Annotated in this window: 10 protein-coding genes and 3 tRNA genes; 4 read left to right on the top strand and 9 right to left on the bottom strand. The window is 56.2% G+C overall.

The window, feature by feature from the left end:
* Positions 1-19: 19 nt before the first annotated feature.
* Genes miaA through nnr form a run of 5 tightly spaced genes read right to left on the bottom strand, consistent with a single transcriptional unit; the run spans position 20 to position 6151 of the window.
* Positions 20-970, bottom strand: a complete 951-nt coding sequence (gene miaA / locus ACQG2Q_RS02095) for a tRNA (adenosine(37)-N6)-dimethylallyltransferase MiaA (RefSeq protein ID WP_046620992.1) — start codon at positions 968-970, stop codon at positions 20-22.
* Positions 963-2807, bottom strand: coding sequence for a DNA mismatch repair endonuclease MutL (gene mutL / locus ACQG2Q_RS02090; RefSeq protein ID WP_022646818.1), 1845 nt, complete (start codon positions 2805-2807; stop codon positions 963-965). The genes miaA and mutL overlap by 8 nt, the downstream gene beginning before the upstream one ends.
* Positions 2808-2816: 9 nt before the next feature.
* Entirely contained in the window at positions 2817-4157 is a 1341-nt protein-coding gene (gene amiB, locus ACQG2Q_RS02085; RefSeq protein ID WP_022646817.1) for an N-acetylmuramoyl-L-alanine amidase AmiB, read from the bottom strand.
* 16 nt (positions 4158-4173) lie between these two features.
* Positions 4174-4635, bottom strand: a complete 462-nt coding sequence (gene tsaE / locus ACQG2Q_RS02080) for a tRNA (adenosine(37)-N6)-threonylcarbamoyltransferase complex ATPase subunit type 1 TsaE (protein ID WP_003855970.1) — start codon at positions 4633-4635, stop codon at positions 4174-4176.
* Positions 4628-6151: a bifunctional ADP-dependent NAD(P)H-hydrate dehydratase/NAD(P)H-hydrate epimerase gene (gene nnr / locus ACQG2Q_RS02075; RefSeq protein WP_426759052.1), complete on the bottom strand. Its 1524-nt coding sequence runs from the start codon at positions 6149-6151 to the stop codon at positions 4628-4630. The genes tsaE and nnr overlap by 8 nt, the downstream gene beginning before the upstream one ends.
* Here nnr and queG point away from each other — a divergent pair.
* Positions 6150-7289 (top strand): tRNA epoxyqueuosine(34) reductase QueG, encoded by a 1140-nt coding sequence (gene queG / locus ACQG2Q_RS02070; RefSeq protein ID WP_015572463.1) that lies wholly within the window; start codon positions 6150-6152, stop codon positions 7287-7289. The genes nnr and queG overlap by 2 nt on opposite strands.
* A gap of 270 nt (positions 7290-7559) precedes the next feature.
* Here the strand turns inward: queG and ACQG2Q_RS02065 are convergent.
* The 4 genes from ACQG2Q_RS02065 to orn form a co-directional block, all read right to left on the bottom strand.
* Positions 7560-7635, bottom strand: a tRNA-Gly gene (locus ACQG2Q_RS02065).
* A gap of 45 nt (positions 7636-7680) precedes the next feature.
* Positions 7681-7756 (bottom strand) — tRNA-Gly (locus ACQG2Q_RS02060).
* A gap of 45 nt (positions 7757-7801) precedes the next feature.
* A tRNA-Gly gene (locus tag ACQG2Q_RS02055) sits at positions 7802-7877 on the bottom strand.
* Positions 7878-8073: 196 nt separating this feature from the next.
* Positions 8074-8619: an oligoribonuclease gene (gene orn, locus ACQG2Q_RS02050; RefSeq protein WP_038415130.1), complete on the bottom strand. Its 546-nt coding sequence runs from the start codon at positions 8617-8619 to the stop codon at positions 8074-8076.
* Between the two features lie 107 nt (positions 8620-8726).
* On the opposite strand from orn, the gene rsgA reads away from it, so the two are divergent.
* The 3 genes from rsgA to mscM all read left to right on the top strand — a co-directional run bounded on the left by rsgA (position 8727) and on the right by mscM (position 14188).
* Positions 8727-9779 (top strand): small ribosomal subunit biogenesis GTPase RsgA, encoded by a 1053-nt coding sequence (gene rsgA, locus ACQG2Q_RS02045; protein ID WP_074169627.1) that lies wholly within the window; start codon positions 8727-8729, stop codon positions 9777-9779.
* Positions 9780-9876: 97 nt separating this feature from the next.
* On the top strand, positions 9877-10845 hold the full coding sequence (asd, locus tag ACQG2Q_RS02040) for an archaetidylserine decarboxylase (protein ID WP_063849820.1): 969 nt from the start codon (positions 9877-9879) through the stop codon (positions 10843-10845).
* Between the two features lie 19 nt (positions 10846-10864).
* Positions 10865-14188 (top strand): miniconductance mechanosensitive channel MscM, encoded by a 3324-nt coding sequence (gene mscM / locus ACQG2Q_RS02035; protein ID WP_022646812.1) that lies wholly within the window; start codon positions 10865-10867, stop codon positions 14186-14188.
* Positions 14189-14203: the final 15 nt, after the last annotated feature.

Below are 14203 nucleotides of genomic sequence, written 5' to 3'. Positions count from 1 at the left end.
ACGGCTTAATTGTACACATTCAGTCAGCGATATCACCAATAACCTCAATCACTTCGTTTAACGCCTGTTGTGGTTTTTCACTGTCTAACCAGTGAACCCCCTCCCAACCGCGCAACCAGGTGATCTGGCGCTTCGCTAACTGTCTCGTGGCGCAAACACCTCGATAAACCATTTCATCGTATGAAATCTCGCCTTCAAGATACGACCACATCTGGCGGTATCCCACACAACGAATGGAAGGCATGTCCGTATGCAAATCTCCACGGGCAAAAAGCGCCCGCACTTCTGCTTCAAAATCTGAAGCCAACATCTGATGAAAACGCTGCTCAATTCGTTGATGGAGCAGTTCACGGCTCGCCGGGGCGATGGCGAACTGATGCACCTGATACGGCAGAGCGTCTCCTGACGTTTGCGTCAGTTCCGTTAAAGTTTTACCCGAAATGAAAAAAACTTCCAGTGCCCGGGAAAGCCTTTGCGGATCGTTTGGGTGGATCCGCGCTGCGGCAACCGGATCAATCTCTTCCAGTTGCCTGTGCAAAACGTCCCACCCCTGCTCTGCCGCCTGCCGCTCAATCTCCGCTCTCACTTCCGGATCGGCCGATGGCAGAGGCGATAACCCCTCCAGCAGCGCCTTAAAGTAGAGCATCGTGCCGCCAACTAACAGCGGTATGCGTCCCGCGGCGGTAATCTCGGCCATCTCAGATAAGGCGTCGCGGCGAAAATCTGCTGCGGAGTAAGCCTGTGCCGGGTCGAGAATATCCAGTAAACGGTGCGGTGCCGCACGCAGTTCGTCTGCGTTGGGCTTCGCCGTGCCGATGTCCATTCCTCGGTAAATGAGGGCTGAATCAACGCTAATCAACTCTACTGGCAAAACTTTACGTAACTCAATGGCTAACGCCGTTTTACCGGAGGCCGTTGGCCCCATTAAAAAAATCGCCTTTGGCAGGCTCGCCTTACTTACATCAGTCATGTTTCAGGGCGGTCATCGCCGTTTTTAAATCAACAGGTTGTAACAAACCACCTGGCGGCGCTTTCACCAGCTGTGGACAGAGGCGTTCCACCTCTGCCAGAACGGTAATCGCCTGCGCCATACTCCACGGCGAATGTTCGCTGGCCAGATGGCGGGCGATCCACTGCGCGGTATCGGCGGCATCAAACGTCGTTTGCTGCGCCAGGTAGCCTATCAGTTCAGGAATCAAGTTTTGTAAATTTTGTTGGCGTAAGGGTAAAGGCACTGCGCGAATTGTCACATGCTGCGCGTCCAGTACGATTTCAATCCCCATTTCGGCAAGAAGCGCCTGGGCACGCTGCAAAACCCCTGTTTCTTCATGGTTTATTTTCAACCGAACCGGGATCAGTAACGGCTGAGCACAGGCGGCGTTTTCCCCTGGCGTCAGTTGCGCCTGTTTAAGCCAGCGTTCCGCTACCGGCAACGCCAGCAGCATCAATTTCCCCTCACGTTCAAGCAGTGCCATGTCCGGGGCGACAATCGTCAATACCCGGCCAAAACTCTGGCTATGTCCGTCAAGGGAAGACGGCGATACCTCAATATGTTCTTTCCGTTCCACGGCTGGGGTGTCCAGCAATTTACGGTATAACGCACCTTGCTGCTTTTGATACCCCGGCTGGGCATTTGGGTAGTTGGCGCCCGTCGGGCGCGGTGCGCTTCCCGCTGACGAAAAACGCGGAGCCACTGGTTCGCGCGCGGCTGCGGGTTCAGCGAAATGGTTACGTCCGGCCGCCACGCGATTTTCTGGCAGCGATCGCGGTGCAGGAACGTCGTTTTCCAGCGGCAGCGTTGGCTCAGCCTGCTTCTGCAAAACGCTAACGACGCCCTGATAGATAAAATCATGCACCAGACGCGACTGGTGGAAACGCACCTCGTGCTTGGCGGGGTGCACGTTAACGTCAACCTGATGCGGGTCGATCTCCAGATAAAGCACAAAGGCGGGCTGTTGATCGGCGCCGAGCTTATCTTCACAGGCCTGGCGAATGGCGTGGTTAATCAGGCGGTCGCGCATCATGCGACCGTTGACGTAGCAGTACTGAATCTCAGCAAACGCGGCGCTACTGGCGTTCGGATCGGCAACCCAGCCGCGCAGGGCCAAATCGCCATGCTGCCACTCAATGGCCAGCGCTTTTTCCAGGAACGGCGTGCCGCAGATGGCGCCCAGCCGACGCTCCTTTTGCCCGCCTTCCGCCACTGCCCGGTACTGACGCATCACCTTACCGTTATGACTGAGGTTAAGAGTGACATCAAAGCGTGCCAGCGCGATGCGGCGGATGATCTCGTCGATATGTCCGAATTCGGTCTTCTCGGTTCGCATAAACTTGCGCCGGGCGGGCGTGTTATAGAAAAGATCCAGCACTTCAAGCGTGGTGCCTACCGGGTGCGCCGCTGGTTTAACCGTGACGTCCATATCGCGCCCTTCGGCGTAGGCCTGCCAGGCTTCCTGCTGGTCGGCCGTGCGGGAGGTCAACGTTAAGCGGGAAACGGAGCTGATACTGGCCAGCGCTTCGCCGCGAAAACCCAGGCTAATAATCGCTTCCAGATCGTCAAGTGACGCAATTTTACTGGTGGCATGACGCGCCAGCGCCAGCGCCAGCTCGTCCTTTTTGATGCCACAGCCGTTATCACGAATGCGGATAAGCTTTGCGCCCCCGCGTTCAATATCGATATCAATGCGGGTCGCCCCTGCATCGAGGCTGTTTTCCACCAGCTCTTTTACCACCGATGCAGGGCGTTCCACCACCTCACCGGCGGCGATTTGGTTCGCGAGCTGCGGCGGTAGAACCTGAATCGGCATGAACTCTCCTTAATTAGTCGCGGTCATCTCACCCGGCAGCGCGGCGCTTGCCGTCTGGGCTGCCCCGCCCTGCGGCGCAGACTGAAGCGGATGCGCGTCAAAGTATTTACGCAGACCGTTATAAATTGCTTCAGCAATTTGCTGCTGATAGCTGTCGCTTCCCAGTAAACGCTCTTCACCGTGATTACTGATAAAACCCGTCTCTACCAGAATCGACGGAATATCCGGTGAACGCAGGACACCGAGGCTCGCATGTTCCGGACGACGCTTATGCAGCGATCCGACGCTTTGCAGCTGGTTGAGTACGTTAGTGGCGACATCATACCCGACGCGCTGAGAATGACCGAACTGTAAATCCAGCACCGCCTGGCTGAGATACGGATCGGCCTGGCTGTTTGCCAGCACATCGCCTGCCCCGCCTAACAGTTCAGACTGCTTCTCGTGCTCTTCAAGCCAGTTCGCCATTTCACTGTTGGCACGACGGTTCGACAGTACCCATACCGACGCGCCGGTGGCGTTACGGTTCGGCGCAGCATCCGCGTGAATCGACACCAGGAAGTTGGCGTTTTGCTTACGCGCCACATCCGAGCGTCCCATCACTGAAATAAAATAATCTCCGTCGCGGGTCATGACCCCTTTGAACATCGGATCGTCATTCAGAAGCGCACGCAGCTTACGGGCAATGGCGATAGTGACGTTTTTCTCCCGCGTGCCGCCCGGGCCAATCGCGCCAGGATCTTGCCCGCCGTGTCCGGCGTCGATGGCGATAATCACTTTGTCGCCACTGACCGGCGTTCGCCGCGCGCTGACCGCCGGACGCGTCACCGTGTTGCTGCTGGTCACGGCGGTAAGTCGGTCATTTTGTGATTTAAACGGATTACGGGCTGGCTCAGACGGCCTTGGGGTATAAACCGGCGCTTCTACGCGTTTTGCTACCACAGGTGCAGGCGGTGGCGGCGGCGGAACATCAGCATTAATGGTAAAAACCACCGTATAACTGGCGCCGTTTTGCTGCTTAACCGCCTTCGTTTTGCCCTTTTCGGTGAGATCGACCACCAGACGCAGAGACTGCGCATCCTTCGGCGTCCCCGAACGGATGCTTTTCACCAGATTGTTGCCGCTGAACTGGAGCGGCAGCCCCTGGATCACCCCGGACTGTTTAATATCGAGCGCCACGCTGCGGCTGTCGATTTGTGAGAAAGCATATTCAGGATCGCCCATAAAGCTGAAGGTAATGCGGGCCTGGCTATCGCCATTCGACACCTGAATATCCGAGAGGCTGGCCGCACCGGCCTGCGCGCACAGCAGAACCGTGGCTGCCAAAATCCAACCTTTAACGCGATTAATCATCCCGTTATCCCTACGCTCAACCGGCTAAACGCGCCAGTAAGGAACAGCCTGATGAGGAAACCGCACTGATGCGCGCCTCACGCCCTTGTGCCTGATAATCCAAGTGAATTTCGACATCCGGGTCAGGCAGCACACCCGCACCTTGTTGCGGCCACTCCACCAGGCAAATGGCGTCGTTGGCAAAGTAATCGCGGATCCCCATAAATTCCAGCTCCTCAGGATCCGCAAGACGATATAAATCAAAGTGGTACACCATGATATTTTCAAGCGTGTACGGTTCTACTAGCGTATAAGTCGGGCTTTTTACGTTCCCGTTATGGCCTAACGCCTGCAAAAAACCACGGCTGAAGGTTGTTTTACCCGCGCCTAAATCACCATACAGATAAATGACGGTCGCCCCCTGACAGGCCTGCGCCACGCGCTTGCCGAGATCTAAAGTGGCTTGTTCATCAGGTAAAGGAATCGCTCGATTAGTCATTTTCTACGTCAATCACATCCGGGTTAACAACACGCCGCAGCGTGCAAAAAAGATCGGTGGCCAGCATACCGCGCGTTCCGTAACGAGCAGCCAGCCTGTCAGCCGCCGCACCGTGGGCCACGCAGCCAGCACAGGCTGCATCATAAAGGGGAAGTTTCTGTCCGAGCAATGCGCCAATGATGCCAGAGAGCACATCACCCATGCCGCCGCTCGCCATGCCTGCATTACCGGCATCAACGATGCCCATCGCATCATCGCTGGCAATAACGGTCCCCGCCCCTTTCAAAACGACAACACCTCCGTAACGTTTTACCAGACGTTGGGCTGAAAGTAAGCGATCGCTTTCAATTTCTGCCACGCTACAGTTAAGCAGCCGTGCGGCTTCGCCGGGGTGTGGCGTCAGAATGCGATTGTGACGCTTATCCGGGTTTATTGCCAGAAGGTTAAGCGCGTCGGCATCCCAGAGCATCGGCTTACGAAAATTCTCGGCCTTTTGCAGGGCCTGTTTACCCCACTCCTGCTGACCCAGGCCCGGACCAATGACTACCACGTCCGCCCACTCAAGACCCTCTTCAATCGCCTGTGGGGCAAGCTCGTGGACCATCAGCTCCGGCCGCGCGGTAATAATCGGCGGAATGTTTTCGCTGCGGGTCAGCACGCGTACTAATCCGGCACCGCTGCGCAACGCGGCCTCTCCTGTCATGCGAATCGCACCTGCCGTGCCATGATCGCCACCGATAATCAGCAGCCGGCCATGATCACCCTTATGGGATGTGGGGCGGCGCGGAGGCAGCCACTGAGCAAGCAGGGAGGCATCAAAGCGGGTGATGTGGGTATCCTGTCCAGCCAGCCAGTTTTCCAGCCCCAGTGCGTTGTGATGTAACGTCCCCACGACATCCCGCGCTTTTCCGGTAAGCAAACCCGGCTTCAGGGCGATAAAGGTCACGGTGTGCGCAGCCTCAATCGACACGCCCGGCGTCGCGCCGGTTTGCGCCATCAGGCCGGAGGGAATATCCAGCGCCACCACCGGGGCGGGGTGCGCATTAGCGTGGGTAATCAGCGCGGCGACGTCATCGCGAATCGCGCGCATCAGCCCCGTCCCCAGCAGACCATCAACAATCACGTCGACATCCTCGGGCCAGATAATATCAGGCGCATGAATAATGCCCCCCGCATTCAGCCAGGCCTCTCTCGCCATGCCAGCCTCTTCCGGTAGCGGCTTGTCGCTCTCCAGCGCCAGCAGGGTAACGCGCAGCCCCGCCGCCACCGCAAGACGAGCCACCACATAGCCATCGCCACCGTTATTGCCGTGCCCGCACAGAATCAGGTAGTGCGAGGCATCCGGATAAGCCGTGCGCGCCACGTTAAACGCCGCCTCGCCCGCGCGCTGCATCAGTTCATAAAGGGTAATGCCGAGGCTGTCTGCGGCCTCTTTTTCGGCCCGACGGAGGTCATCCGCATGCCAGATGGAATGTGGTATACTTGCGGGGTTTTTCTTCACAGTATGGTCCGTCATGTCACAGCCCCTCGATCTCAATGAATTAGCGCAAAAAATAAAACAGTGGGGTGCTGAACTGGGCTTCCAGAAGGTCGGTATTACCGATACCGACCTCTCTGCCAGCGAGCCTAAGCTACAGGCATGGCTGGATAAACAATACCACGGCGAGATGGAGTGGATGGCGCGTCACGGTATGATGCGTGCCCGCCCTCACGAGCTGTTGCCGGGTACGCTGCGCGTCATTAGCGTACGCATGAACTATCTGCCCGCTAACGCGGCCTTTGCGCGCACGCTAAAAAATCCTTCGCTGGGTTACGTCAGCCGATACGCGCTGGGACGTGATTACCATAAACTTCTGCGCAACCGTCTAAAAAAGCTCGGGGAAACCATTCAGCAGCACTGTGTTTCGCTGAATTTTAGACCCTTTGTCGATTCTGCGCCTATTCTTGAGCGCCCGATCGCCGAAAAAGCCGGGCTTGGCTGGACAGGTAAGCACTCACTTATCTTAAGCCGCGACGCGGGCTCATTCTTTTTCCTGGGTGAACTGTTGATTGATTTACCCCTGCCGGTAGACGGTCCGGTGGAAGAAGGGTGTGGCCGCTGCGTGGCCTGTATGACCATCTGCCCAACGGGCGCTATCGTTGAACCCTATACCGTTGATGCGCGCCGCTGTATCTCTTATCTCACCATCGAGCTGGAAGGTGCTATTCCAGAGGAATTTCGTCCGCTTATTGGCAACCGCATCTACGGCTGTGATGACTGCCAGCTGATTTGTCCGTGGAACCGCTATTCACAGTTGACGGACGAAGAAGACTTCAGTCCCCGCAAGGCGTTACATGCCCCGCAGCTGATCGAACTGTTCGCCTGGAGCGAAGCCTGGTTCCTGAAGGTGACGGAAGGTTCCGCCATACGTCGTATCGGCCACCTGCGCTGGCTGCGTAATGTGGCCGTTGCGCTGGGTAATGCCCCATGGGATGAAGCCAATCTTCAGGCGCTCGAAAGCCGCAGAGGTGAGCACCCACTTCTTGATGAGCACATAGAATGGGCGATTGCGCAGCAAATTGAGAAGCGAAATGCCGGCGTGGTTGAAGTGCAGTTACCGAAGAAACAGCGCCTGGTCAGGGTGATTGAAAAAGGGCTGCCACGGGATGTGTGATATATTCACAGGCTGTGAATAAAAATAAGAATTCAGGCGCCATAAGGTGTAGCAAACAGGTCAAGTGATCTCAATAACATTTTGAAATCAAATTTTCTTCATAGATTACAGTTAATTACTAAGATATTATTCACCCTGCTAACATTTTGTACAACTGAGATTTATCACAGTTTCTGTGGATAACTCTGTTTACAAGAGTGTTTCAGATACAATAGAAAACGTCCCCAACGAAGCATTTCGCTGTGGATAATTTAGGAAAGAAGAAGAATTTGGAGCGGGAAACGAGACTCGAACTCGCGACCCCGACCTTGGCAAGGTCGTGCTCTACCAACTGAGCTATTCCCGCTTGGGTATTCTGGTGCTGTGCGTATCTTGCGATACTTTCAAATTTTGGAGCGGGAAACGAGACTCGAACTCGCGACCCCGACCTTGGCAAGGTCGTGCTCTACCAACTGAGCTATTCCCGCTTGGGTGTTCTGGTGCTGGCGTATCTTGCGATACTTTTCAAATTTTGGAGCGGGAAACGAGACTCGAACTCGCGACCCCGACCTTGGCAAGGTCGTGCTCTACCAACTGAGCTATTCCCGCAAATCTGTACTGCTTTTGTTGCTGTCGTAACGTGTAATTCTCTGTCGTTACGGGAGGCGCATTATACGAGAAATCCGTTTAGCTGCAACCCCCCTCAAAGCGATTTTTTTGAAATTCAGTTCAAGTGCTTATTTAATCGGCAAGCTGAACAATTTAGCGACAAAAACCCGGCCACGCAAGGCGCCGGATCGCAAAATTAAAGCTTAATAAAGTTTTCGCGATAGTACGCCAGCTCCGCAACAGACTCACGGATGTCGTCCATTGCCTGGTGCGTCCCCTGCTTTGTGAAGCCGTCGAGAATTTCCGGTTTCCAGCGGCGGGCCAGCTCTTTTAAGGTGCTCACATCCAGATAGCGGTAGTGGAAATAGGACTCCAGCTCCGGCATGTACTTAAACAGGAAACGACGATCCTGACCAATGCTGTTGCCACAGATAGGCGATTTTCCTGCCGGCACCCACTGCTTCAGAAACTCAATCGTCGCCAGCTCCGCTTCGCGGTCGCCCAGAGTGCTGGCCTTCACGCGTTCCACCAGCCCGCTGCCAGTATGGGTACGCACGTTCCACTCATCCATCAGCGCAAGCTGGTCATCGGACTGGTGCACGGCAATCGTTGGGCCTTCCGCCAGAATATTGAGGTTGGCATCGGTGACCAGTGTGGCGATCTCAATAATGCGATCGCGCTCGGGATCCAGGCCGGTCATCTCCAGATCGATCCAAATCAGGTTGTTTTCGTCCGCGCTCATGTTATTTTCCACCCTTCTCGCTTAACCGGCAGTAGCAGGTTAACTAGTATTAATTAGAGTGTATCATAGAGGTTTTGCCCGCTATGGGCGACCAGGAGCCAGCGCGATTGAGTAAAAATAAACTCTCCAAAGGGCAGCAGCGCCGCGTGAATGCAAATCACCAGCGCCGTCTTAAAACCACTACGGAGAAGCCCGATTACGACGACAACCTGTTTGGCGAAGCGACGGAAGGCGTGGTGATTAGCCGCTTCGGTATGCATGCCGATGTCGAGTCTGCCGACGGGGACATCCACCGTTGCAATATCCGTCGCACCATCCGTTCCCTGGTGACCGGTGACCGCGTGGTCTGGCGTCCAGGCAAAGCGGCTGCGGAAGGGGTAACGGTTAAAGGTATCGTTGAAGCCGTGCATGAACGCACGTCGGTTCTGACCCGTCCTGATTTCTACGACGGCGTAAAGCCCATTGCCGCCAATATCAACCAGATCGTGATCGTTTCGGCGATTTTACCCGAACTTTCGCTCAACATTATTGACCGTTATCTGGTGGCCTGCGAAACGCTACAGGTTGAGCCGCTCATCGTGCTGAATAAAATCGATCTGCTGGATGACGAGGCCATGGCCTTTGTGAATGAGCAGATGGATATCTATCGCAATATTGGTTATCGCGTTTTGATGGTTTCCAGCCGCACCAAAGATGGCCTGAAGCCGTTAGAAGATGCGCTGACCGACCGCATCAGTATCTTTGCAGGGCAGTCTGGCGTGGGTAAATCGAGCCTGCTTAACAACCTGCTCGGCCTTCAGCAAGAAATCCTGACCAACGATGTGTCGGACGTCTCCGGGCTGGGCCAGCACACCACCACCGCCTCACGTCTCTATCACTTCCCGCACGGCGGCGATGTGATTGACTCCCCGGGTGTGCGTGAATTTGGTCTCTGGCATCTTGAGCCGGAACAAATCTTCAACGGATTTGTCGAATTCCATGACTATATAGGCGCTTGCAAATACCGCGACTGTAAACATGACAACGATCCGGGCTGCGCCATCCGCGAAGCGGTGGAGAACGGTGAAATAACGGAAACCCGTTTCGAAAATTACCATCGTATTCTCGAAAGCATGGACCAGGTAAAAACGCGTAAAAACTTTTCTGATTCTGATAACTGACAACTAAGCTAAGCGTCGCTAAAATCGTCCCCTTTTTTCAGGTTCCGGCAGCGTACTGCCGGATCAGGAACGACAAAACAATGGCCTGGAGGCTACCTTGTTAAACTCATTTAAACTTTCGCTTCAATACATTCTGCCTAAACTGTGGCTCACTCGCCTGGCGGGCTGGGGCGCGAGCAAACGAGCGGGCTGGCTGACCAAACTGGTCATCGACCTGTTCGTGAAATACTACAAGGTCGACATGAAAGAAGCGCAGAAGCCGGATACGGCAAGCTACCGCACCTTCAACGAATTTTTTGTGCGTCCGCTGCGCGACGAAGTGCGCCCGCTGAATACCGACCCGAACGTGCTGGTGATGCCTGCTGACGGCGTGATCAGCCAGCTGGGTAAAATTGAAGACGACAAAATTTTGCAGGCGAAAGGCCATAACTACAGCCTGGAAGCGCTGCTGGCCGGTAACTACATAATGGCGGATCTGTTCCGCAACGGGACTTTCGCGACCACCTATCTCTCCCCACGCGACTACCACCGCGTTCATATGCCGTGTAATGGCATCCTGCGCGAGATGATCTACGTGCCGGGGGATCTGTTCTCTGTAAACCACCTGACGGCGCAAAACGTCCCTAACCTGTTTGCCCGTAACGAGCGCGTCATCTGCCTGTTTGATACTGAATTTGGCCCAATGGCGCAGATTCTGGTAGGTGCTACCATTGTGGGCAGCATCGAAACCGTCTGGGCGGGCACCATTACGCCGCCACGCGAAGGCGTGATCAAGCGCTGGACCTGGCCTGCCGGGGAAGAAGAAGGTTCTGTGGCCCTGCTGAAAGGTCAGGAGATGGGCCGCTTCAAGCTGGGCTCAACGGTAATCAACCTGTTCGCACCGGGCAAAGTTAACCTTGTCGACGAGCTGGAAAGCCTGTCCGTGACCAAACTCGGCCAGCCTCTGGCAGTATCGACGGAGGTCTTTGCAACGCCAGCCGTTGCGCCAGCCCAGTTGCCGGAAGAAGAGATCAAAGCCGAGCACGATGCCAGCCCGCTGGTTGACGGCAAAAAAGACGAAGGTTAACAACAGAAGGATCGCTGACGTGCGCCCGATTATCGTATTACTGATGGCCTGGTGCCTCAGCATGGGGGCGTACGCAGCGACGGCCCCCGACGCCAAACAGATAACCCAGGAGCTGGAGCAGGCAAAAGCGGCGAAACCCGCTCAGCCGGAGGCCGTTGAGTCGCTCCAGTCTGCACTGAACGCACTTGAGGAACGAAAGGGTTCTCTTGAGCGCGCCCAGCAATATCAGCAGGTTATCGACAACTTCCCCAAACTCTCTCAGACCCTGCGCTCGCAGTTAAACAGCCTGCGTGACGAACCACGCCAGGTACCCGCAGGGATGACGTCCGAGGCGCTGAATCAGGAGATCCTGCAAGTCAGCAGCCAGCTGCTGGAAAAAAGCCGTCTGGCACAGCAGGAGCAGGAACGGGCGCGTGAAATTGCCGACTCTCTCAGTCAGCTTCCACAGCAGCAAACCGATGCCCGCCGTCAGTTAAATGAGGTGGAACGCCGCATTGGGACGCAGACCGGCAACACCCCGCAGAATCAGGCCCAAAATCTTGGGCTACAGGCGGAATCCGCCAGACTTAAAGCACTGGTTGATGAACTGGAGCTGGCACAGCTTTCTGCTAACAACCGCCAGGAGCTGTCGCGGATGCGTTCGGAACTGGCGCAGAAGCAGAGCGAACAGCTGGATGCGTATCTCCAGGCGCTGAGAAATCAACTCAACAGCCAGCGTCAGCGTGAAGCTGAACGTGCGCTGGAAAGCACCGAGTTGTTGGCCGAAAACAGCGCTAACCTGCCCGACAGCATCGTCGCCCAGTTTAAGGTTAACCGCGAGCTTTCTGCCGCGCTGAATCAGCAGGCGCAGCGCATGGATTTGGTGGCCTCGCAGCAGCGTCAGGCCACTAATCAAACCCTCCAGGTTCGTCAGGCTCTCAACACGCTGCGTGAACAGTCCCAGTGGCTTGGCTCATCTAACCTGTTGGGCGAAGCGTTACGCGCACAGGTGGCTCGTCTGCCAGAGATGCCAAAACCGCAGCAGCTTGATACGGAGATGGCGCAGCTGCGCGTTCAGCGTCTTCATTATGAAGACCTTCTTAATAAGCAGCCGCAAATCCGCCAGATCCGTCAGGCTGACGGACAGCCGCTCACCGGCGAGCAAAGCCGTATTCTGGAAGCGCAGCTGCGCACCCAACGCGAACTGCTCAATTCCCTGTTGCAGGGGGGCGATACGCTGATCCTCGAACTCACCAAGCTGAAAGTCTCAAACAGCCAGCTGGAGGACGCGCTGAAAGAGGTCAACGAAGCCACGCACCGTTACCTGTTCTGGACCTCCGACGTGCGGCCGATGACCTTCGCCTGGCCGATCGAGATCGTGCAGGATCTGCGCCGCCTCATTTCGCTGGACACCTTCAGCCAGCTGGGTCTCGCCAGCGTGATGATGCTCACCAGTAAGGAGACCATCTTCCCGCTGCTGGGGGCACTGATTCTGGTGGGTTTCAGTATTTATTCCCGTCGCCACTTCACCCGTTTCCTTGAGCGCTCCAGCGCCCGGGTGGGGAAAGTGACACAGGATCACTTCTGGCTGACGCTGCGTACAGTGTTCTGGTCAATTCTGGTCGCGTCCCCGCTGCCGGTGCTGTGGATGACGCTCGGATACGGCCTGCGTGAAGCCTGGCCCTATCCGCTTGCCGTCGCAATTGGCGATGGCGTGACCGCCACCGTTCCGCTGCTGTGGGTGGTGATGATTTGCGCCACGTTTGCGCGGCCAAATGGTCTGTTCATCGCTCACTTTGGCTGGCCGCGTAATCGCGTGGCGCGGGCGATGCGCTATTACCTGATGAGCATCGGGCTGATTGTGCCGCTGATTATGGCGCTGATCATGTTCGATAATCTCAATGACCGGGAGTTCTCCGGCTCGCTGGGACGTCTGTGCTTTATGCTGATCTGCGGGGCATTAGCGGTAGTGACGCTCAGCCTGAAGCGCGCCGGGATCCCGCTCTATCTCGACAAGTCCGGCAGTGGCGATAACATGTTTAACCGTCTGCTGTGGAACCTGCTGCTTAGCGCGCCGCTGGCGGCGATGCTGGCGGCGGCTGTCGGTTATCTCGCCACATCGCAAGCGCTGCTCGCACGACTGGAAACGTCAGTAGCTATCTGGTTCCTGCTGCTGGTGGTCTACCATGTTATTCGCCGCGGCATGCTGATCCAGCGTCGTCGTCTGGCGTTTGACCGTGCCAAACATCGTCGCGCAGAAATACTGGCCCAGCGCGCGCGGGGTGAGGAAGAGCCGAACCACGTCAACAGCACCGAAGGGACTTCAGACGCCGATGACGTCGAACTGGATCTCGATGCGATCAGTACCCAGTCCCTGCGGCTGGTACGCTCAATTCTGATGCTGGTTGCCCTGCTGTCGGTGATCTTCCTGTGGTCGGAAATCCACTCTGCGTTTGGCTTCCTGGAGAACATCTCTTTGTGGGATGTGACGTCGACGGTGCAGGGGGTCGAAAGCCTGGAGCCCATCACCTTAGGGGCCGTGCTGATTGCGATTCTGGTACTCATTATCACCACGCAGCTGATCCGTAACTTCCCTGCCCTGCTGGAGCTGGCGCTGTTGCAGCATCTGGATTTAACCCCCGGCACAGGCTATGCGATCACCACCATTACCAAGTATTTAATCATGCTGTTTGGTGGGCTGGTTGGCTTCTCGATGATTGGTATCGAATGGTCAAAACTGCAATGGCTGGTTGCCGCCCTGACCGTAGGCCTGGGCTTTGGTTTACAGGAGATCTTTGCCAACTTCGTCTCGGGTCTGATCATTCTGTTTGAAAAGCCGATTCGAATTGGCGATACGGTGACCATCCGCGATCTGACCGGCAGCGTCACCAGGATCAACACCCGCGCCACCACCATCAGCGACTGGGACCGTAAAGAGATCATCGTCCCGAACAAAGCGTTTATCACCGAGCAGTTTATCAACTGGTCGCTGTCTGACTCCGTCACGCGTGTGGTGCTGACCGTACCCGCTCCGTCGGATGCCAACAGCGAAGAGGTGACGCAGATCCTGTATACGGCTGCTGAACGCTGTTCGCTGGTAATCGACAACCCGCCGCCGGAAGTCTTCCTGGTTGATTTGCAGCAGGGGATCCAGATTTTCGAGCTGCGTATCTACGCCGCCGAGATGGGACACCGTATGCCGCTGCGCCATGAGATCCACCAGCTGATCCTGGCTGGCTTCCGCGAGCACGGAATTGATATGCCGTTCCCACCTTTCCAGATGCGTCTGGAAACGTTGGACGGACGTAAGACGGGAAGAACGTTGACGTCTGCGGCGCGTTCGCGCCCGGCGGGAAGTTTATAATCCATTTCCCCCTCC

It is taken from the genome of Enterobacter cloacae complex sp. 370H10, assembly GCF_050031535.1.
GTDB classification, from domain to species: Bacteria; Pseudomonadota; Gammaproteobacteria; order Enterobacterales; family Enterobacteriaceae; genus Enterobacter; species Enterobacter intestinihominis.
Note: the sequence above shows the minus strand (reverse complement) of the source record. Positions and strands in the feature narration are given on the sequence as shown.